The following is a 21,685-nucleotide window of genomic DNA, read 5'->3' as shown; positions in this document are numbered from 1 at the left end:
GCCGGCTGTTCGGAGAGAAGCCGGCTGTTGTGGGAGGGACTTCAGTCCCGACGCTTTCCCGATTGACTGTCAGCCCCGAGCCGCAAGCACCCGAGATGCCAAGGATGCGCACCGATCACGTGCAGTCCTTGGCGCTCAGTTCGCTGAGGCCACAGGCCGAGAGCAATTCTCGGCCCCGTCTACCGCCCCGGGCAGACAGCCCACCACCCCGACCGGTAAACTCACGCCCGCCTCGGCGCCTTCCTCTGCACGCACGCCAGAGGCGCCAAGCCGGCGGCAACGCATCGCCCGCCCGCTCCGGACGCGTCCGGGCCTATAGCTCAACGGTTAGAGCAGAGGACTCATAATCCTTTGGTTCCAGGTTCGAATCCTGGTGGGCCCACCATCGTGCATGAAGGATCAGGTAAGCCTGTATTAGGCTGTAGTGTCGGTGGTGGCCGAGGCCAATACACGCTCGAACTCCCGCACCTCTTCGACGACAAACGCCAAGTGATGGCTGGTATCGTACGCGATCCACTTTCCGTGACCATTCTTCACAGGCAAGCCGTTGCTGCAATCGGCGATGGCCTGGTCGCCCCAGCTAAAGCCGGGCAGAAACTCTTGTGCGTTGGCGATTTCAGCCGCAACGGCCTGCATCTGCAATGCCCAACCTCCCGCAACCGAGTGGCCGCGCGAGACAAGGAACGCCTTGTCGCACGTGTATCGGATCTTTGCGTTGGCGTTAGGATTGCGAATGGCATCATTCGAGCCGGGACCGCGTACACCATAGTCCCCGAACACCAAGGGAGCACCGCTGAATTCAGTGCGGAGCGCCTGCCACAGCAGCATCTCCTTGCGGATTACCTTCGCAGTGCTGTCCTTCTTTTTGACCGCCAAGTCGACAGACTTGGGCATCGACGATCCTGCGGTGGCGATGTACCGGAATCCATACTCGCTGAGCAATTCCAGCACGCGCGCTGCATCGCTGGTGATTTCGATTAGCGGCTTACTCGTCAAGTCGCCAAGGTCAAGCAGTACGGCGCACTCCGCCGGACTCAGCTGCATGTCCTCCAGCATCTCCTGCATGCGCTCGTGGAAGATGTCCGGCTCTGCAGCATCCTCGACCGCACTGGCCTCGAGCCGGAGACAGACGTAGGGAGCGCCCGACAAATCAAGGCCGCGCATCGCAAGTTGATAGATCGGGTCGTCCCAACGGTCGTATCCCACCACCGGTGCCACCGTTACGCCCTGCCCCTTGAGGCTTGCATAGAGGTAGGAAAGCGCATGCTCGCCGGTTTCTACCGTGGCGTCAGGCGCCCAGTTGAAGGCATCGGCAAGCACCAAGTCGCCCTTCCAATATTTGGCAATGCTCTCAGCGACCTCGTCCAGGTAGTCCGCCTCCGGCGTGAAGCTGTTCTGGTACTTCTTAGCCTTCTGCCGGTTCTCACTGATGACGGGAACGTCGAAGAGTGGGTGGATGACCGCAGCGTGTGCTGCGTTGAGATGCTTTGATGCTTCGTACTCGCTCGTCAGAGACTTCAGAATCGGGAGATAAGTCGGAGCCATGTCACACCTCACTCGAAGAAGGAAAGAAAGACCGCACTTTCTGCTGACCAACCAAATCAGAGAATGCCGTGTAGTTACTGGATTCCTTTCGGAGTCTGCCGGCGACGATTGCTGGGTGTATCCGAAGCTCTCTTGCTAGCTTTTCGATCGTCTCCCTGCTTGGGGAAAGATACGCTTCGCTCCGGCGCCATATGACCCTCGGAATGAAAGCCTCGCGCGCTAGTCTGTTCGCCTCTGCCTCTCGCCTGTCTTCGGACGACGCATCCAAGTCGTCTAAGAAAGCCTCGTCGTTGCCAACGTGCTTCCAGACGTGCGCAACCTCGTGGACCAGTGTGAACCAGAAGTTGTCGAGTCTGTCATATCGCAGGGTCAACCCGACGATGGGAGTGCCGTCCACGTCCCTCAGCGCAGCGCCGTCGAGCTGAGTCCCCTTGAGGTGAGGTTCGATTACCACGGCGATGCCGTGACGTTCCAAGAACTCCACTGCCAGAAGTGGCCCTCGCTCCGACCAGCTCAGCTGGGCGAGCTCACGCAGGAAGCTCGCGGTCAGCTTCTCTGCCTCAAAGGGGCCTAACCTCGGCTTCAGGGCGCGCGCTCGCTGGATTACGCGAGCAAGCCACGCGTAGAGCGCATACCTAGTCGTGGGGGAGGCCGCTTCACCGACGATGCTACGGCGGAATGCGGCTGCCCCGAACTGGAGCCCAGCGTCCTCGATGAACCCCTTCACCATCTCTTCGATGCCGGTCTTCGCTTTCGCGGATAGGTCTGACAGCCACCCGCGACGTGCCATTTCCTTAAAGGGAAACTTTGACCAATCTATGTCCGCCTTGCCCGATGTAGCGTGATCTTCCGGAACCGACAGGCCAATCAGCGTCTCAGCCGAGATGCCGAGCCCAATGGAAAGCGCCCGGATCATCTGGACCGTAAGTGGACGCTTCCGACCCAGTACCTCGGATACACGGCTGCGCGTACCAAAATATGGAACGAGATCGGCTTGTTTAAGACCCTTTTCCTGCATCCGGAAGAGGATAGCGTCGACGGGGTCGGGGGCTTCAATCGGAAACTTGCTGTTCTCGTATGCCTCGATCAGAACGGTAAGGAGTTCAAGCCGGTCGCCATCCGTGGAACCAGCTGTGGGCTGGCGCGCCATGAGCTCCTGTACCTCCCTTAGGTAGGTGAGGTACTGCTCTTCGGTGCGGATAACCTTAGCAGTCATAGAGATTGTCGCTGTTATTCATCTCGAGGATCAGGGCTACGCCCTGTGCGAAAGCGACTTGGAGCCGCAGCCAATAACCGCTTGTTCCGATCGGGAAGAGGAAGTCGCCGCCGGGCCTCATTCGCGCGTTCGGAAACTGTTCGGTGAGGTCTTCTGGCCGCCGCCAGTGCGCGTGAGCTACCTCCGAGCACCAGCCGCGGAGCCAGCGATCGACATCTTTGGTCTCCCGTTTCAGCTTGTCGCGGCCAATAAGCTTCATATGAAATGTTCTCAATTTGGGAACATATTATCTGCAGCCATGGTGGGGGTCAAGTGTTCCCGTTATGGGAAATTACGACTTGGGCCGCCCTTTCCAGGCATCGGGGGGCGGGGTGACTTAATCTGCACAGAAAGCATGCGGGGCGGGCGGCAAGGTGCCAAACCTGGGCTTGTATGGCCTATGGCTGGAAGGCATCTGCTTCGCGATGGGTGGCAAGGTGCGGATCAATATGGCCAATGGCGCCCTGCTGATCACGGCCGCGGCGGTGTTGCCGCCTGCAGCGAAGAAGCGACGCAGGTGCGAGGTTGCACCGTAGCCGCTTGGTGTGGGGCATCGGCCGCCCGGGTGGGCAATGCGGACGTTGTGCGGCGATTGGCCGCCACAATCACCGCAGAAAGTGCGGTGATTGTGCCAAGGAGGGCGAGGCGCCCAGGCTTCGTTGCCGATGCGGTAGGCCGAGGACATCGCCTATAGGCTTCCAGCAAATTCCACCATTGGCAGGCGGGTCGTGCCACCGCGCCTGGCGCGTTCGCCAGCTCAGCCCGCCTCCGCGCCCACTGCGCCGCATCCCTATCGTGATGCATGTGCTCGACCTTCGGCATTGGGCGTCAGCGCAGGAGGGTCGCGCACACATCGGGCTGGCTTACCCAAATATCAGCTATTTGAACTCTATTTGTTTTTCAGGTATTTTGCTTTTAGCTGAATGACGGGTACCACCCCAATGCCGACACGCCACGTTCTGGTCACCGCGACGCAGCTTGGCGCGACGCTGCAGGCCGCACGCAAGGCCCAGGGACTGACCCAGGCTGCACTGGCCGGCCGGCTTGGCCTGAGCCAGTCGCGGGTGTCCCATCTGGAACTGAACGCCCACGCGTTGAGCGTCGAACAACTCTTGGCCTGGTGCGCGGCACTGGGGTTGGAGCTGACCATCGGCACCCGCGGCGATCCCGTCGCCGCCAGCGCGCAAGCGGAGTGGTGAGATGGGGCGTCGATCGCACAGCCGCAGCCTCTCTATCTGGACCAATGGTGTGCGCGTGGCGCGCTGGACGCTGCCTGCGCGCGGGGAGATGGAACTGCACTACGACGCGGACTGGGTTGGCGCCGACATCGGCCGGCCGCTGTCGCTGTCGCTTCCGTTCAACCTGCAGAACCAACCGCTCAAGGGCGAGAAGGTCTTCAACTACTTCGACAACCTGCTGCCGGACAGCGATGCGATCCGCCGGCGCGTGGCGCAGCGCTTCATGGTGCCATCCACCGATCCGTTCGATCTGCTGAGCGCGATCGGGCGCGACTGCGTGGGGGCGGTGCAGGTCCTGGGCGAGGACGAGGTGCCGCAGGATGTCGAACGTATTGACGGCGTCCCGCTGTCCGAAGAGGACATCGAACGGCACCTGATCGAAACCGTCTCGCCGCATGCCTTCGCCTCACACCGCGACGCGGATGCGGACTTCCGCATTTCCTTGGCTGGTGCGCAGGAGAAGACGGCCTTCCTGTGGTGGGAGGGGCAGTGGTACGCGCCGCGCGGCGCCACGCCGACCAGCCACATCTTCAAGCTGCCGATGGGCCTGGTGGGCGGGCGGCGGGCGGATTTCAGCAGCTCCGTCGACAACGAATGGCTGTGCCTGCGGCTGTTGAAGGCGTATGGCTTGAACGTGGCCGATGCGCGCATCGCCCGCTTCGGCCAGCAGCGGGTGCTGGTGGTGGAACGCTTCGACCGGCGCCTGGCGCCCAACGGGCAGTGGCTCATGCGCCTGCCGCAGGAAGACTTCTGCCAGGTCGAAGGCTGCTCGCCGCTGCGCAAGTACGAGAACGAAGGCGGTCCAGGGCTCAAGGCCTTGTTCGGCACGCTGCGCCAGTCGGTCGATGCCGAGGCCGACATGAAGACGGTGCTGGCGGCGCAGGTGCTGTTCTGGTTGCTGCGCGCGCCCGATGGTCATGCCAAGAATTTCAGTCTCCAGCTGCTGCCGCGTGGCCGCTTCCGGTTGACTCGGCTGTATGACGTGATGTCGGCCTATCCGGTATTGGGCGACGGCCCCCATCAATGGTCGCCCTACGACATCACATTGGCCATGGCCTTGCTCGGCAAGAACAAGCATTACGCGATGCACAGCATCCAGCGCCGACACTTCAGCAGTACGGCGCAGCGGGTCGGCTATGCGTCGACGGCCGAGCTGCTTATCGAGGAGATCCTGGCGCGCACGCCGGCCGCTATCGCCGAGGTGCGGGCGGACCTGCCGCAGGACATTTCGCCACGCGTTGTGGATGCGATCCTGGGTGGGCTCGAACAGGCGGCGCTCGTGCTTGAAGGGATGCCCGCTAGCTAACGCGGGGCCATCGCGATCCGCGCAGCAGTGTGGCGCAGGGGGGAAGCCGCGCCGCGAAGCGGCGTCGGCTTGAATGCACTGTTTGCCCGACTATCGGCAAGTTTCAGGGCCAAAGCTGATGGTGCTGCAGCGCGACGCGTTGCCCTTGTCGTCGCGACGCATCGTGCTGCCGAAGAAGTCCGTCGCGCCGCGAACCACATTGCCCTAGTCGCTACGGGTCGTGGTATTGCCGTAGGAGTCCGTGCTGCTGCGCGTCACGCTTCCGTCGTCGCCGCGGCAGGTCTTGTTGCCGTAGGAGTCCGTGGAGCAGCGAACTGTGTTGCCCCGGTCGTCACGGGTCGTGGTATTGCCGTAGGAGTCTGTGCTGCTGCGCGTCACGCTTCCGTCGTCGCCGCGGCAGGTTTTGTTGCCGTACGAATCCGAAGAGCAGCGAATCACGTTGCCCTGGTCGTCACGGGTTGTGGTATTGCCGTAGGAATCTTTGCTGGTGCGCGTCACGCTTCCGTCGTCGCCGCGGCACGTTGTGTTGCCGTACGAGTCCGTCGAGCAGCGTGTTGTGTCGGCAAGTGCGCTCGACGTTGCCAGAAGTCCAGCCAAAAGTGCGAGTGTGGTCATCTTCATTTGAAACCCCCTGAGTGTGTGAGCGATCCAGCGCTTGCCAGTGTAGCGGTTGAAGACGGTCAGGCAGATTGCTCTGCCGTCTCCCATCGCTCCTCGTCGCGGGACGGTTCAGCGTCAATCTTCTTCGCATTCAACGTGGCGCAGTGGCGCCAGAGCGCGTGTCCATCGCAGACGAACTGTTGCGCAGCAGCATGCAACCCCATAACAGGCGTGTTACATCTAGCCGTGTTGGATCGATCCAAAGCCGTTGATGCGCATCCTTGGGGGAGACGGTGGGTAGGGATCGCGTGCGACGAGTTTGTTGACGCCTGCTCTCCAGTCCGCATGCATCTGCGGTCGTGAAGCTGTGCTGGATGCCGACTCAAGCGGCAATCCCCCGGGTCGATCCGGTCCACGTTGCGCGCCTTCGCTGTGCGCCGTTGCCACCGGAAGTGCGTGACGCCACGCGTCGCGGCACAACCGACCGAGAGAGTTGGGAAGCCTGCCATGCCAATCCATCCGCGCTTTGCGCACCTGTCTGAATCGTCTTGCGGGTGGGTGGCGTCGCTCGTTGCCTCGGCGTTGCTGTGCGCGGGAACTGGCGCGGCACGCGCGGCCGATGCCGATTTTGCGTCTTCGTTCGAGCGGGGCGAACCTGCGCCAGCTTCGGCGGCGCAGTCCGGCACAGCAGGCGTGAGCGTCGCCATCGGCAACGGCCCCGAACAGCCCTACGCGGTTAAGGCCGGCATGGGTTACACCGGGCTGCATGCGCTGCACTATCGCGCCAATGCGGCCGGGCGCGCACAACTGTTTGCGGTGGATCTGCCGGTGGAGCCGGACACGGTGCTGTCGTGGATGGTGCTGCCGGAGATCGTCGACGGCGAGACGGTGGCGTCGACCGGCGTGGCGGTGGATCTGCTGTTCGACGATGGGCGCCGCTTATCCGACCTGGGCGTGGAGGATCAGCATGGTGCGTTGGTCAGTGCGGCGGGGCAGGCGGCGTCGAAGACGCTGTATCCGCAGCAGTGGGCGCTCAAACAGGTGCGGCTGGGCGAGGTTGCGGCGTTGCGCGGCAAGCGCATCCGCGCGATCGAGCTGCAGGTACAGCCGGGGTCCGGCAAGGTGGCGTCGGGCTGGATCGACGATGTCGCGGTGCGCCGTGAACCCGCGCCGCAGGCGGCGCGGCGTCCCAGCGACGAGGTGGTGACCACGCGCGGGACGCAGTCCAACGGCACGTTCTCGCGCGGCAACAACATCCCGGCCACGGCAATGCCGCATGGCTTCAACTTCTGGGTGCCGGCGACCGATGCGGGGACGCTGAGCTGGCTGTACCGCTGGAACGAGCAGAACGGCGACGACAACCGGCCGCGGCTGCAGGCCCTGTCGATCAGCCACGAGCCCAGCCCGTGGATGGGCGATCGCCAGACCTTCCAGGTGATGCCCTCGTCCACGCGCGGGGTGCCGGAGGCGGATCGCACCAAGCGCGCGTTGTCGTTCAGCCACGACCACGAGGAGGCGCGCCCGCATCTGTACCGGGTGGATTTCGACAACGGCATCCGCGCGGAGCTGGCGCCGAGCGAGCGGGCGGCGATCTTCCGCTTCCGCTTTCCCGAGGGTGGCGATGCCAACCTGCTGTTCGACAATGTCGACGCGCGCGGCGGGCTGACCCTGGACGCGGCGACGCAGACGCTGCGTGGCTACTCCGACACGCGCAGCGGCCTGTCCAACGGCGCCACGCGCCTGTTCGTGTATGCGCGCTTCGACCGTCCGTGGACCGCCAGCGGCAGGATCGCCACGGGGCGGCCGACCGGCTACGTGAAGTTCGCGCCGGGCGCGGATCGCACGGTGGTGATGCGCATCGCGACCTCGCTGATCTCGGTGGAGCAGGCGCAGCGCAATCTGCAGCAGGAGATCGGCGACGCCGGGTTCGAGGCGGTGCAGTCGCGTGCGCAGGATGCCTGGGACGCGCTGCTGGGCCGTGTGCAGGTGCAAGGCGCCAGCCATGACCAGCGGGTCACGGTGTACTCCAACCTGTACCGGCTGTTCCTGTACCCCAACATCGCCCACGAGAACGTCGGCGACGCGGCGCATCCGGATTGGCGGCATGCCGACCAGAACAGCTGGTCCAAGGACAACACGGGAGGCGATGCCGAGCGCACCGCGGCGCCGATCGTGCCGGGCAAGGTCTACGTCAACAACGGCTTCTGGGACACCTTCCGCACCAGTTGGCCGGCGTATGCCTTGTTCGCGCCGGAACAGGCCGGGGCGATGATCGATGGCTTCCTGCAGCAGTACCGCGACGGTGGCTGGGTGGCACGCTGGTCCTCGCCGGGCTATGCGGACCTGATGGTCGGCACCAGTTCCGACGTGGCCTTTGCCGATGCCTGGCTGAAGGGCGTGCGCGGGTTCGATCCGCACGAGGCCTACACTGCTGCGCTGCGCAATGCCACGGTGGTGCCGCCGGTGTCTAATGTCGGCCGCAAGGGCCTGGCCCGTTCGATGTACCGCGGCTACGCGGCCAACGACGTGCACGAGGGGCTGTCGTGGACGCTGGAGGGCGCGCTCAACGATTTCGGCCTGGCACAGATGGCGCAGGCGCTGGCGGAAGGGGAACAGGAACCGCAGCAGGCGCAGCGCTACCGCGAGGAAGCCGAGTATTTCCAGGCGCGCGCCACCGACTACGTGTATCTGTTCGATCCCGCTACGCGCTTCTTCCGTGGGCGCACGCCGGCCGGCCAGTGGAGCACCCCTGCGTCCAAGTTCGATCCGCGCGTGTGGGGCGGCGACTACACCGAGGCCAATGCCTGGACCTTCGCCTTCACCACGCCGCACGACGCCACCGGCCTGGCCACGCTGCTGGGCGGCGAGGACGCCATGGCCGCGCGCTTGGACGAGCTCTTCGCCAAGGCCGAGACCGCGGACAAGCGCTTTGCTGGCAGCTACCGCGGCGTCATCCACGAGATGACCGAGGCACGCGACGTGCGCATGGGCATGTACGCGCACAGCAACCAGCCCTCGCACCACCTGCCGTGGATGTACGTGCCGGCGGGGCAGCCGTGGAAGACCCAGCGCCTCACCCGCGAGGTGCTGCGTCGGCTGTACCTGGGCAGCGAGATCGGCCAGGGCTATCCGGGCGACGAGGACAACGGCGAGATGTCGGCGTGGTACCTGTTCGCCATGCTCGGGCTGTATCCGCTGCGGATGGGCGCGCCGGAGTACGTGATCGGCTCGCCGGCGTTCCCGCGCGCCGAGGTCGATCTCGGCAACGGTCGCAAGCTGGTGGTGATCGCGCGCAACAACAGTGCGCGCAACGTGTACGTGCAGTCGCTCACGCTCAACGGCAAGCCGTGGAAAAAGGCCTGGCTGCGCCACCAGGACATCGCCGACGGCGCCACCCTGGAGTTCGTGATGGGTGCGACGCCCTCGCGCTGGGGCAGTGGTGCCGACGCGCTGCCGCCGTCGCTGACGCCGCCGGGCAGTGCGCCGCGCGGGCTGGAGGATGTGGCGTCGCAGGCCGTGGCGGTGTCGTTGCAAGGACAACCCAAGGCCACGGTCTTGATCGACGACGATGCGACCACGGCGCTGTCGCTGCCGGCCGGGCGCAGTGTGGACCTGCGCTTCGACACGCCGATGCATGCCACGTACTACACGCTGACCAGCGGCGATGCCGCGGTGTCCGGCCTGGCGTGGACGCTGGAAGGGCGCAACGGCGATGGCGCGTGGACCACGCTGGACCAGCGGCGCACGCAAGCATTCACTTGGCCGCGACAGCTGCGGCCGTTCCGCATCGCCACGCCAGGTGCGTACAGCGCGTACCGCCTGCGCCTGGACGCGGGCGAAGGCGCGGCGCTGGGCGAGATCGAGCTGCTGCAGCCGGTGACACGGCAGGCCATGCCATGAACACGCGACAGCGCCGCGCCTGCGCACCACGTATCGCTCACTGCAGCACTCGTCGAATGCATTAGCGCTGTTGCGCGGCAGCATGCGCTGCGCGAGGCGCTGTGATACTTAGTTTTCCAACGGATTAGAACGATCCAATTAAACGGGGTCGTCGCGAGGGGAGGGGCCGCACGACCGGCATGCCGCGATGGCGCCGGATGTTTTCACTAAAACGACGCACGCATGTTCGCTCGGTCTGGATCGAGCGGGACCCATGCGTGCCGCAAGCCGATCAATCTTTGGGAGAGGATGATTGACATGAATTGCAAGCCACATGCACGCCACCGCAGCGCCTTGTCTGCGGGTATCGCCATCGCGCTGCTCGCCAGCGCTGCCTCCACCACCGCCTTCGCCCAGCAGGCCGACGGCACGCCGGCCCCCACGGGGCAGGCCGAGGTCAAGGCCACCGACCTGGACGCGGTGACGGTGACCGGCTACCGCTACGCGATCGAGAAGAGCCTGGAGCAGAAGCGCAACGCCAACGCCGTGGTCGATGTGATCACCGCCGAGGACGTGGGTAAGTTCCCCGACAAGAACGTGGCCGATGCGCTGCAGCGTGTGCCCGGCGTGGTCATCACCCGCGACGGTGGTGAGGGCAAGAACGTCAGCGTGCGCGGCCTGTCCTCGGAGCTGGTGCTGACCGAATTGAACGGCAACTACATCGCCACCGCCGAGTCCAACGGCGACCCGACGCGCTCGTTCAACTACACGCTGCTGCCGTCGAACCTGCTCGGCAGCGCCGAGCTGTACAAGACGCCGGAAGCGCGCATCGACGAAGGCGGCATCGGTGGCACCGTGATCCTGCAGACGCGGCGCCCGCTGGAGCTGGAGCCCAATTCGGGCTTCCTGTCTGCCGAAGGCGTGTGGTCGGACAGCAGCAAGAAGACCGACGGCCAGTTCTCCGGCTCGTACTCGTGGCACGACCAGGACAACCGCTTCGGCGTGTTCGTCGGCTACACGCAGCAGAAACGCACCGCGCGCACGCTTAACGCCAGCACCGAGAGCTGGCAGTGGTACGGCCGCGACGAAGGCGGTCCGGCGGTCGACGTCAACGGCAATCCGTCTGACTTCAACGCCAACTGGTGGGGCGGCACCGGCTTCTGGGACCAGAACGGCAAATACTACACCCGCTTCATGATGCCCACGGCCGTCAGCCTGGACGTCAAGCAGGAGGAGCGCGAGCGCAAGGGCGGCCAGCTGACCTTCCAGTTCAAGCCCACCGACGATCTCACCCTGACCGCGAACTACTTCCGCTTCGACCTGTCGCAGAACTCGCAGACCAATACGGTCAAGATTCCCGAGTGGAACATCGCCCGCTACTACGGCGACGGCAACTGGCGCGGCGGCCGCCTGCTCGACGGGCTGCAGTTCGACCCCAGCGGCACCATCGTCACCGGCGCCAACTACAGTCTGCATCCGGGCAAGGCCTACTACTGCAGCGAGGCGCAGGCCGCTGCCGCCGGCCTGCCGCCGGGCGGTTGGGGCTCGGACGACTGCACGGTGCCCACGCCGCAGATCACCGGCAGCTACAACATCGAGAAGTCGCTGTCGCAGACGGTGGACCTGGGCGGCGAGTGGCGCGGCGAGAAGGTGGACGTGTCGTTCAAGGCCGGCCGCACCTGGGCCAAGGGCGGGCCGGAACTGCAGTTCTCGCTGCCGATCAAGCCGCGCCGCCAGAACGCCGACGGCAGTTGGACCAACGGCAACTTCGCCAGCGCCTGGGACCTGACTGGAACGCCGACCATGACCTTCTCGCCGGAGCTGATGCAGAACCTGCGCGACGGCATCCTGCAGGTCGACCTGGGCTCGACCGGCTCGTCCTGGACCCGCAACACCAACCAGCAGCAATACGCGCAGATCGATACCACCTGGCATATCGACGGCGAGTTCTTCGACTCGCTGCAGTTCGGCCTCAAGCGCCGCGACGGCGGCATCCACCGCAATACCGGCAACAACTACTGGGTGTGCCCGGGCACCGACCCGAGCGACTACAACAACCGCTACTGGAACGGGCGCTGCAACGCCCTGGCCACGCAGTTCTCGCCGGACCTGCTGTTCTCGCTGGACAACCTGGCCGGCGGGGTCAACTCCAGTGCGTTCCCGGCGATCAACTTCCCCGGCTACATCGGCTACTTGAACCAGACTTACGGCGCGATGCAGACCCGCAACGAAGACAACTTCGTCTACAACGTCGACGAGAAGATCTACTCGACCTACCTGCAGCTCAACTTCCACACCGAGCGCCTGCGCGGCAACGTCGGCGTGCGGGTGGCGCGCACCGGTCAGCATGCCGATTCCACCGACAAGGTGACCGCCTACAACGACTACTTCTTCGATGGTGCCGACGGCAATCCGCTGGCCTGCCAGCAGGGCGCGGCCATGCCTGCGGGCGCGCCGGCCGATACCTACTGCGGTACCGAAGGCTACTGGCGGCTGTCCGACACCCAGCAGCGCACCGAGTCGTTCGTGGTCAGTGCGCTGGACCGCAAGTACACCGACGTGCTGCCGAGCTTCAACCTGGCCTACGACCTGACCGAGAACCTGCTGCTGCGCGCGGCGGCGTCGAAGGTGATCGCGCGGCCCAGCTACAACGCCATCGCCGCGCCCGGCAGCCTGGAGTACTACAGCCCCGAATACGTGGCCGACCGGCGCCTGACCGGCGGCGCCAGCGAGCAGGGCTGGTACGGCTCGGGCAGCAACAAGAAGCTGGAGCCGTACAAGGCCAACCAGTTCGACCTCGGGCTGGAGTGGTACTTCCAGCCGGGCTCGGTGGCGGGCGTGGGGCTGTTCCGCAAGAACGTGGAGAACTTCTCGGTCGATGTGATCAGCGACGTCAACATGCTGATCAACGGCCAGACGGTCACGGTGCAGAACTACAGCACCAAGGCCGGCGGCCAGGACGCGGTCTCGCAGGGCGTGGAACTGTACGCGCAGCACACGTTGCCGTCCGGCCTCGGCGTGCAGTTCAACTACACCTACAACGATGCCAGCAAGGCCGCGGTGCGGCTGGAGGACGGCACCGAGGTCGGCAAGACCTCGATGCCGGGCAGCGCCAAGAACCAGACCAACCTCACCGTGTTCTACGAGACCGACCGGCTGCTGCTGCGCGCCTCGTACAACCGTCGCGGCGAACTGGTGCAGGGCCTGGTCAACGGCTTGAACGTGTACGAGGAGCCGTACTACCAGATCGATCTCAACGCGGCGTACAACATCACCCCGGCGCTCAGCCTCACCGCGTCGGTGCTCAACCTGACCAAGCAGGAGTCGCGCCAGCATCTGGGTGACGACACCCGGGCGCGCTTCTACACCGGCGGCTACGCCGGGCGGCTGGCGTACCTGGGGCTGACCTACAAGTTCTAAGCTAGCGCGTGTCGTGCCCATGCCTGCCGCGCGGCGGACGGCATGGGCGCGACGGCCCGGCGATGGCCGGGCCACCGTTTTCGCCGTCCACGACCGCGCCGTCGCGCCGGTCGCGGTCGATCACCACAGGACCCATCGCATGACGCGTTCCCCGTTGCCTTCCCTGCTGCGCACGCTCGCCCTGTCCTTGCTGCTGGTGACGCCGGCACTGGCCGCCGCGCCGCGGCTCAGTGCCGAGGTCAACACCTTCATCGGCAGCAAGGACGACGGCAACACCTTCCCCGGTGCGTCCGCCCCGTTCGGGATGATCCAGGTCAGCCCGATCGGCGCGCACTACGCCGGCTGGCGCTACGACGATCCGCAGATCCGCGGCTTCGGCCATTCCTTCCTGTCCGGTGCTGGCTGCTGGGAGCAGGGCGGCCAGGTCTCGGTGCTGCCGGTGACCGGGCGTATCGGTCCCGGCGGCGCGTTCGATACGGGCGACCCGAAGGCGTTCGACCACACCCGCTATGGCGCGCACTACCAGCACGACGGCGAGCGCGGCCAGGCCGGCTACTACAAGGTGCGGCTGACCGATTACGGCGGCATCGATGCCGAAGCCACCGCGCTGACCCGCGCCGCGGCCGAGCGCTACACCTTCAGCACCTCGGGGGAGGGCCACGTGCTGGTCAATATCGGCCAGGCCAACGCCCGCCACACGGTCACGGGTAGCACCCTGACCGTGGTCGGCGACCGCGTCGTGGAAGGCAAGCTGGTGACGCAGAGTTTCTGCGGCGGCCACCAGTACACCACCTGGTTCCGCCTGGAGTTCGATCGCCCGTTCAAGGCGTTCGGCACCTGGGGCGAGGCCGGCGGCGTGCCGGGCTCGCGCCATGGCATGGAGGGCGAGGGCAAGCCCAGCGGCGCATGGCTCACCTTCGACCTGAGCAAGGGCCGCGCGGTGACCGCCATCTCGGCGATCTCGCACGTGGACGCCGAGGGCGCGCGCAACAACCTGCGCCGCGAAGGCATGGCCAATGGCCGCCTGCTCGGCTTCGATGCGATGCGCGCCCGCGCGCAGCAGGCCTGGGACAAGGAACTGGCCAGCGTGCGCGTGCAGGGCGCCAGCGGCGACGACCGCGTGGTGTTCTACACCGCGCTGTATCACGCGCTGCTGCAGCCGCTGACCGGCAGCGACGCCGATGGCCGTTACCGCGGCTACGACGACGGCATCCACCACGCCGACGGCTGGACCTATCACGAGTTCTTCTCGCTGTGGGACACCTATCGCGCGCAGAACCAGTTGCTGGCGTTGCTGCGGCCGCAGCGCGCCGCCGACATCGGCCGCTCGATCCTGGCGATCAATGCACAAGGTGGCTGGCTGCCGCGCTGGGGCTATGCCAACTTCGAGACCAACGTGATGACCGGCGATCCGGTCACGCCGTTCCTGGTCGATCTGTGGCGCTTCGGCGCGCTGCAGGGGCGCGAGGCCGAGGCCTATACCGCTCTGCGCCGCAATGCGTTCGAGATGCCGCCGTTGAATTCGCGCCACGCCGGGCGTTCCGGTAATGCCAACTACCTGGCGCAGGGCTTCGTGCAGTACGACCGCGCGTTCCCGTCCAAGGGCATGGATGTCGACCCGCACCACGGCGGCTCGGCCACGCTGGAGTACGCACTGGCCGATTGCGCGCTGTCGACCATGGCCGGTGCGCTGGGGCATGCCGAGGACGCGGCGGTGCTGAACCGCCGCGGGCGCAACTGGCGTTCGATCTGGGATCCGTCGGTGCGCGATACGCAGACCGGCTTCACCGGCTTCCCGCGGCCGCGCACCGAGGACGGGGCGTGGTACACGCCGCCGGACGGGCATTACGACCCGCGCTCGCAGCACGGCTTCCACGAGGGCACGGCCTGGCAGTACCAGTGGCTGGTGCAGCAGGACGTGCCGGGCCTGGTGGAGGCGATGCACGGGCCGGAGCAGACCGCGCGGCGCCTGGATACCTTCTTCGCCTACGACGCGCTGCTGGCCGACCCGGCCGGCGCGGCGCGCAAGGAATGGGTGATGGGGCCGTACAGCTACTACAGCCAGTTCCGCTACAACCCCAACAACGAGCCGGACCTGCATGCGCCGTGGATGTACACGCTGATCGGCCAGCCGTGGAAGACCAGCACCGTGCTGCATGCGGCGCAGACGCTGTTCACCAACGCGCCCAACGGCGTGACCGGCAATGACGACCTGGGCACGATGTCGGCGTGGTACCTCTTCAGCGTGATCGGCCTGTACCCGGCGGTGCCCGGCACCGGGCAGTTCCTGCTGCATGCGCCGCGCTTCTCGCGCATCGAACTGGACGTGGGGCCGGGCCGCACGCTGCGCATTGATGCGCCGCAGGCCGGTGATGGCAAGCTGCGCTACGTCGGTGGCGTGTCGCTGGATGGCCGCGCGCACGCGCCCGTGTGGCTGGACTGGGCGCAGTTGCGCCAGGGCGTGCGTCTGCGCTTCGACCTGCGCGACGCGCCGCAGCCGCAGGGCTGGGGCACGCAGCCGCAGGACCTGCCGGTGTCGCCGTGCGCGGCGCCGGCCACCCCCACCGCCAGCCTGGGCTGGCGCTGAGTCCATGCCGTCGCGCGGCAGCGACGCGCAGCCGATGGTTTAGGCTGCGCGTCTCGTCCGAAAGGAATCGATCCGATGCGCCAGAAGCGTCCATCCCGAACTGCATCCGCAGGCGGTGCCAAGGCCGCCAAGACCGTCTCGCGCAAGGCGGCACCGGGCGCGACGAAGCCGGCCGCAAAGGCCACGAAGAGCGCACCGGCCGCCGCCGCACGCGACCGCCAGCGGGTGGTGACCGTCACCGATATCGCCGATGCGGTCGGTGTCTCGCGCGCGACCGTGTCGCTGGTGCTGCGCGGCAGTCCGCTGGTGCATGCCGACACCCGTGCGCGCGTGGAAGCGGAGCTGAAGCGGCAACGCTACGTCTACAACCGCGGCGCCGCCAATCTGCGCCGGCGCACCTCGACCTGCGTGGCCTTGGTCATCAACGACCTGGCCAATCCGTTCTTCGCCGAGTTCGCCGCCGGCGTGGACGAGGCGCTGGGCGAGCAGGGCTACGTGACCCTGCTCGGCAGCACCGGCGAATCGCCCGCGCGGCAGCAGGCGGTGCTGGGCTCGCTGATGGAGCACACGCCCGCCGGCGTGATTCTGTCGCCGGCCGAGGGCAGTGACGCCGCCGAACTGCACACGGTGCTGGACGCACGCGCGAACGTGCTGCTGTTCAATCGCGAGCTTGCCGGCGCAGACGACTGGGGCTTCCTCGGCCTGGACAACCAGCGCGGCGCGCAACTGGCCACCGAGCACCTGATCGCGCTCGGCCACCGCCGCATCGCCTTCTACGGCGGCCATGCCGATTCCAGTTCTTGCCGGCAGCGTCGCGCCGGCCACGCGCAGGCGATGCGGCAGGCCAGGCTGCCGGTCGACCCGACCTGGCTGATCGAGTCCGCGCCCAATCGCCTGGACGCGGCGGCGCGCCACGGCGAACTGTTCGCCCACGACGCACCGCCCACGGCAGCGGTCTGCTACAACGACACCGTCGCGCTGGGCCTGATGCTGGGCCTGCTCGCGCGCGGCATCCGTCCGGGCAAGGACTTCGCGATCACCGGCTTCGACGACATCCCGGAGGCTGCGGTGAGCACGCCCGCGCTGACCACGCTCGCCGCGCAACCACGCGCCCGTGGCCGCCAGGCGGCGCAGCTGGTGCTGGAGCGGCTGGACGCGGCCGTACCGCCGCGCAGGACGATCGTGCCGGTGCACCTGTCGGTGCGCGAGAGCAGCGGCGCGCCGGTCGCGCGCACGCGCACCTAGCGCGGCGAACGCGGCGGCGCCCGCCGCGACGATGTGCGATGGCACTCGGCGCGCGCAGTGCCATCGCGACGCTCTCTAGACAGAGGCGGGCAGATAGTGGGTTGCACCCTCACAGCGGCGCGTCCCGCGGGTTCGTGCTGAGCGAGCGCTTCGCCCCCTTCTTCCTTTCGTCGAGAGCCGTCTCATGCATCTGCAGACTGCACCGCGCCGTTCCGTGGTGGCCAACGCCTTCTACGGCCTGCTCAATCCCATTCCGTTCGGCTGCTTCGTCGCCGCGCTGATCTTCGACATCGTCTATGCCCGCAGCGGCGTGATCCTGTGGACCAAGGCGGCGGCCTGGCTGATCGCGATCGGCCTGGTCATCGCCATCGTGCCGCGCCTGATCAACCTGGTGCAGGTCTGGATCACCGCGCGGCGCTCGGTGCTGCCGGTGGAACGGCTCGACTTCTGGCTGAACCTGCTCGCCATCGTCGCGGCCATCTTCAATTCCTTCGTGCATAGCCGCGACGCGTATGCGGTAGTCCCGACCGGGCTCTGGCTTTCGATCGTCACGGTCGCGCTGTTGGCGATCGGGCATGTGCTCATCGCCATCCACACCACGTCGCGCGAGGGTTACGTCCATGGCTAAGCGCCTGAGCCTGTCCGTTTTCGCGCTGAGTTGCGCCATGGCCCTGGCTGCCTGCGGCGGCAAGGCCGCGCTCGAGCCCACCCAGCAGGCGGGCAACGCGCCGCCGTTGCCGCAGCCGCGCAACTTCCTGCTGCCGCCGATGCAGGTTCCCGAGGGTGTGGGCTGGAAGGAGGGGCAGGCGCCCACCGTGGCAGCGGGCCTGAAGATCGAGAAGATCGCCGGCGGCCTGAAACATCCGCGCCAGCTGTACGTGCTGCCCAACGACGACGTGCTGGTGGTGGAGGCCAATTCGCCGGGGATGGAGCCCGTCACCACGCCCAAGCAACTGATCGCGGGGCTGGTGCAGAGCCGCTCCGGCAAGAGTGCCAAGGGCGGCAACCGCATCACCCTGCTGCGCAGGACCGCGGACGGTAGGTGGGAGCAGCATGCGTTCCTGAAGGGGCTGCATTCGCCGTTCGGGGTGCAGCTGATCGGCGATGCGCTGTATGTCGCCAACACCGACAACATCATGAAGTTCCCCTACGTCGCCGGCCAGACCGAGATCACCGCACCCGGCACGCTGTTCGCCGATCTCCCCGGCACGATCGAGCACCATTGGACCAAGGCGCTGCTGGCCAGCCCCGACGGGCGCAAGCTGTACGTCGGCGTCGGCTCCAACAGCAACATCGGCGAAAACGGGCTGGATGTGGAATACCGCCGCGCCGCCGTCCTGGAAGTGGACGTGGCCTCGGCCAGCAGCCGCATCTTCGCCTCGGGCATCCGCAATCCGACCGGGCTGCAGTGGGAGCCGCGCACCGGCAAGCTGTGGGCGATCGCCAACGAGCGCGACGAGATCGGCGCCGACCTGGTGCCCGACTACCTGACCTCGGTGCAGGACGGCGGCTTCTACGGCTGGCCGTACAGCTACTACGGGCAGAACGTGGATGTGCGGGTCAAGGATCAGCGCCCGGACCTGGTGGCCAAGGCGATCAAGCCGGATTACGCGCTGGGCTCGCATGTGGCCGCGCTCGGCCTGTGGTTCTCCCGCGGCGATACGCTGCCCGCGAAGTACCGCGAGGGTGCGTTCGTGGCCGAGCACGGCAGCTGGAACCGCTCGCCGCTCAGCGGCTACCAGGTGGTGTACGTGCCGTTCCAGCAGGGCCGGCCGGTCGGCCCGCCGCAGACCGTGGTCAGCGGCTTCCACTCGCAGGACGAGTCGCAGCTGTTCGGCGCCCCGGTCGGCCTGGCGCAGGACAAGGACGGCGCGCTGCTGATCGCCGACGATGTCGGCAACAGCGTCTGGCGCGTGCGCTTCTGACCGGTCGCACGACGCCAACCATCGGTATGTGGTGGCGTCGTCTGTACGCGATGCCGCCTCGCCGCGGTGCGGTATGTGGATCGCCCGGGGGCGCGGCTGGATGGCGGAACAGCACGGACATGGGGATTACAGCCGCACGTCCACCGGCTCGCTTTCCAGCGCCAGCACGCCGAACACGCATTCGTGCACGCGGTAGAGCGGTTCCTGCGCGACGAAACGCTGCAACGCTTCCAGGCCCAGCGCGAACTCGCGGATGGCGAGCGACTGCTTGGTGCGCAGACCACGCTGGCGTAGTCGATCGAGGTTCTGTGGTTCGGTGTATTCGGGCCCGTAGATGATGCGCAGATACTCGCGGCTGCGGCACTTGATCGCCGGTTGCACCAGTCCGCGCTTGCTGCGCGCCAGGCCTTCGACCGGCTTGATGACCATGCCTTCGCCGCCCTGTGCGGTCAGCGCCCCCCACCAAGCGATGGCGTCGGCCACGCTGGCCTCGTCGGCCAAGTCGACGAATACGTGCCGTGTCAGCCGCACCAGCGGTTCGACATCGGCCAGGCGACGGGCGATGTCCAGGTGCCAGCGGTGGTCGCGCTCCAGGCCGACCACGCCTTCGCAGGCCAGCACGTGGAACGGCGCGATCTTCAGATCCTCCAGGCCGTTCACTGCCCAGCAGTAGCGGCGGTAGGCGTCGACGAAGCGGCTGGCGTCGCCGTGGCGCGCCTGCGCCTGCTGCTGCCAGGACTGCACGTCGAGGCCACGCGCGGCGGCCGCGTCCAGCCAGGTGCGGGCGGTGGCAAGCGCCGCGGTGGCGGCGGCGCCGGTCGGTGCGTACTGCTCGCGCAGCAGTTCCTGGGCCTTGGCCGACCACGGCAGCAGTTCCGCATCGAGCACGATCCAGTCGGTATTCAGTTCCTCCCATAGGCCTGTGCGCTGCAGTGCCGCGTCGAGGCGGTCGAGCAGGGCGTTTTCCAGTTCGCGCTCGCCGAAGAAGCGGCGGCCGGTGCGGGTGTAGACGACGCCACGGCCGTCGTCGCCGATGCCGAAACGGCGCTGCGCGACACCGGCATCGCGGCACAGCACCACGACCGCACGCGAGCCCATGTGCTTCTCTTCGCACACCAGCGTGGCGATGCCTTCCTGGCGATAGAAGTCGAGCGCTTCCTGCGGGCGTTCGAGCAGGTCGCCGGACTTGGCGGTCTCCGGCGGCGCCATGGTCGGCGGCAGGTACACCAGCCAGCGCGGATCGATGGCGAAGCGGCTCATCACCTCCAGCGCGGCGATGCTGTTCTCCTCGCGGATGGTGACGCTGCGGAAGGCGCGGGTGTCGATCACACGCTTGCCGGCCACATCGTCCAGGTCGAGCAGCAAGGCCTCACGCGGCGTGGTGGCCGTGGCGATTGTGTCCTCTGCCGGAAGCAGTGGCTTGACCGGCGCGTAGTACTCGCGCGCGGCCGCGACCGATACCAGTTCCTTCTCCGGATAGCGCAACGCGGTGAGTTTGCCGCCGAACACGCAGCCGGTGTCGAGGCAGATGGTGCGGTTGACCCATTCCGGCTCCGGCGTCGGTGTGTGGCCGTACACCACCATCGCCGGGCCGCGGTAGTCGCGCGCCCAGTCGGAACGGACCGGCAGGCCGAACGCGTCGATCTCGCCGGTGGTCTCCCCGTACAGCGCGAACTCGCGCACGCGTTGCGAGGTACGGCCCTGCAGTTCCTGCTTGAGACCGGCGTGGGCGACCACCAGCTTGCCGTCGTCGAGCACGTAGTGGCTGACCAGCTTGTCGATGAAGGCGGCGACCTCGCGGCTGAACTCTTCCGGCTCGGCCTGCAGTTGCTCCAGCGTCTCGGCCAGGCCGTGGCTGATGCGCACGTCGCGTCCGGCGAGCTTGCGCTGCAGCTTCACGTCGTGATTGCCCGGTACGCACAACGCGGTGCCGTTGCCGACCATGTGCATGACCAGGCGCAGCACGCCGGGCGAATCCGGGCCGCGGTCGACCAGGTCGCCGACGAAGACCGCCTTGCGTCCTTCCGGCGCGGCGACCTCGGGTGCCTCGCGGGTGCCGCCGACGGTGTAGCCCAGGCGGCCGAGCAGGGCGACCAGTTCGTCGCGGCAACCGTGCACGTCGCCGATCAGGTCGAACGGCCCGTGCTCCTCGCGGCGGTCGTTCCAGACCTTGATGCGTTCGATCGCGGCTGCCGCCACGTCCTCCACCGAGCGCAGCACGCTGACGTGGCGGAAGCCCTCGCGCTCCAGACCGCGCAGGCCCTTGCGCAGCGCCTGCTGCTGGTTGCGGATGACGTGTGGGCCGAAGTTGCGGTCCGGGCGTGCGCTGTTGCGCTCCTGGCACACGCGCTCGGGCAGGTCGAACACGATGGCGCAGGGCAGGACATGGAACTCGCGCGCCAGTTCGACCAGGCGCTTGCGGTCTTCCGGACGCACGTTTGTCGCGTCGACGACGGTCAGGCGGCCGGCGGCCAGGCGCTTGCGCGCGATGAAGTAGAGCACCTCGAAGGCGTCGCCGGTGGCGGTCTGGTCGTTCTCATCGTCGGCGACCAGGCCGCGGCAGACGTCGGAAGAGATCACCTCGGTCGGCAGGAAGTGGGTGCGGGCGAAGGTGGACTTGCCGCTGCCTGACGGGCCAATCAGGGCAACCAGGCTGAGCTTGGGAATGCGTATCGTCATGAGGGT

The 21,685-nt window shown here is 66.8% G+C and carries 13 protein-coding genes and 1 tRNA gene; 9 read left to right on the top strand and 5 right to left on the bottom strand.

From position 1 onward, the window contains the following. The first annotated feature begins 309 nt into the window (after window positions 1-309). Window positions 310-385: transfer RNA gene (locus tag RAB71_RS18325), tRNA-Ile, on the top strand. A gap of 29 nt (window positions 386-414) precedes the next feature. On the opposite strand, the gene RAB71_RS18320 is transcribed toward RAB71_RS18325, so the two are convergent. From RAB71_RS18320 to RAB71_RS18310, 3 genes are read right to left on the bottom strand one after another with little or no spacing between them, the layout of a single operon-like run. Continuing rightward, the gene (locus RAB71_RS18320; RefSeq protein ID WP_010340714.1) at window positions 415-1,545 is read right to left on the bottom strand and encodes a beta family protein; all 1,131 of its coding nucleotides are present in this window, start codon (window positions 1,543-1,545) and stop codon (window positions 415-417) included. 1 nt (window position 1,546) lies between these two features. Next, window positions 1,547-2,761, bottom strand: a complete 1,215-nt coding sequence (locus RAB71_RS18315) for an ImmA/IrrE family metallo-endopeptidase (protein ID WP_010340716.1) — start codon at window positions 2,759-2,761, stop codon at window positions 1,547-1,549. Next, the gene (locus RAB71_RS18310) at window positions 2,751-3,020 is read right to left on the bottom strand and encodes a type II toxin-antitoxin system HigB family toxin (RefSeq protein WP_010340717.1); all 270 of its coding nucleotides are present in this window, start codon (window positions 3,018-3,020) and stop codon (window positions 2,751-2,753) included. The genes RAB71_RS18315 and RAB71_RS18310 overlap by 11 nt, the downstream gene beginning before the upstream one ends. 721 nt (window positions 3,021-3,741) lie before the next feature. Here RAB71_RS18310 and RAB71_RS18305 point away from each other — a divergent pair. Further along, entirely contained in the window at window positions 3,742-3,999 is a 258-nt protein-coding gene (locus RAB71_RS18305) for a helix-turn-helix domain-containing protein (protein ID WP_010340719.1), read from the top strand. A gap of 1 nt (window position 4,000) precedes the next feature. Then, window positions 4,001-5,344: a type II toxin-antitoxin system HipA family toxin gene (locus RAB71_RS18300; protein ID WP_029561796.1), complete on the top strand. Its 1,344-nt coding sequence runs from the start codon at window positions 4,001-4,003 to the stop codon at window positions 5,342-5,344. Between the two features lie 204 nt (window positions 5,345-5,548). Here the strand turns inward: RAB71_RS18300 and RAB71_RS18295 are convergent, their stop codons facing one another. After that, window positions 5,549-5,965: a hypothetical protein gene (locus RAB71_RS18295; protein ID WP_138985715.1), complete on the bottom strand. Its 417-nt coding sequence runs from the start codon at window positions 5,963-5,965 to the stop codon at window positions 5,549-5,551. Between the two features lie 486 nt (window positions 5,966-6,451). Between RAB71_RS18295 and RAB71_RS18290 the strand changes: the two genes are divergently transcribed. The 6 genes from RAB71_RS18290 to RAB71_RS18265 all read left to right on the top strand — a co-directional run bounded on the left by RAB71_RS18290 (window position 6,452) and on the right by RAB71_RS18265 (window position 19,000). Next, complete coding sequence (locus tag RAB71_RS18290) at window positions 6,452-9,844, top strand: GH92 family glycosyl hydrolase (protein ID WP_029561797.1); 3,393 nt, start codon at window positions 6,452-6,454, stop codon at window positions 9,842-9,844. Window positions 9,845-10,141: 297 nt separating this feature from the next. Beyond that, entirely contained in the window at window positions 10,142-13,243 is a 3,102-nt protein-coding gene (locus tag RAB71_RS18285) for a TonB-dependent receptor (RefSeq protein ID WP_010340723.1), read from the top strand. Window positions 13,244-13,382: 139 nt separating this feature from the next. After that, the gene (locus tag RAB71_RS18280) at window positions 13,383-15,830 is read left to right on the top strand and encodes a GH92 family glycosyl hydrolase (RefSeq protein WP_010340724.1); all 2,448 of its coding nucleotides are present in this window, start codon (window positions 13,383-13,385) and stop codon (window positions 15,828-15,830) included. A 75-nt stretch (window positions 15,831-15,905) separates the two neighbouring features. Continuing rightward, a complete protein-coding gene (locus RAB71_RS18275; protein WP_010340725.1) occupies window positions 15,906-17,075 on the top strand; it encodes a LacI family DNA-binding transcriptional regulator in 1,170 nt (389 codons plus the stop codon). Between the two features lie 184 nt (window positions 17,076-17,259). Further along, window positions 17,260-17,703, top strand: coding sequence for a DUF2231 domain-containing protein (locus tag RAB71_RS18270; RefSeq protein WP_010340726.1), 444 nt, complete (start codon window positions 17,260-17,262; stop codon window positions 17,701-17,703). Beyond that, entirely contained in the window at window positions 17,696-19,000 is a 1,305-nt protein-coding gene (locus RAB71_RS18265) for a sorbosone dehydrogenase family protein (RefSeq protein WP_029561799.1), read from the top strand. The genes RAB71_RS18270 and RAB71_RS18265 overlap by 8 nt, the downstream gene beginning before the upstream one ends. Window positions 19,001-19,126: 126 nt before the next feature. Here RAB71_RS18265 and RAB71_RS18260 read toward each other — a convergent pair whose 3' ends face one another. Then, window positions 19,127-21,679 carry a polynucleotide kinase-phosphatase gene (locus RAB71_RS18260; protein WP_010340728.1) on the bottom strand — a complete coding sequence of 851 codons (2,553 nt, stop codon included), beginning with the start codon at window positions 21,677-21,679 and terminating at the stop codon, window positions 19,127-19,129. Between the last annotated feature and the right edge of the window lie 6 nt (window positions 21,680-21,685).

Origin of the sequence: Xanthomonas sacchari (assembly GCF_040529065.1) — a bacterium.
Lineage (GTDB): Bacteria > Pseudomonadota > Gammaproteobacteria > Xanthomonadales > Xanthomonadaceae > Xanthomonas_A > Xanthomonas_A sacchari.
Note: the sequence above shows the minus strand (reverse complement) of the source record. Positions and strands in the feature narration are given on the sequence as shown.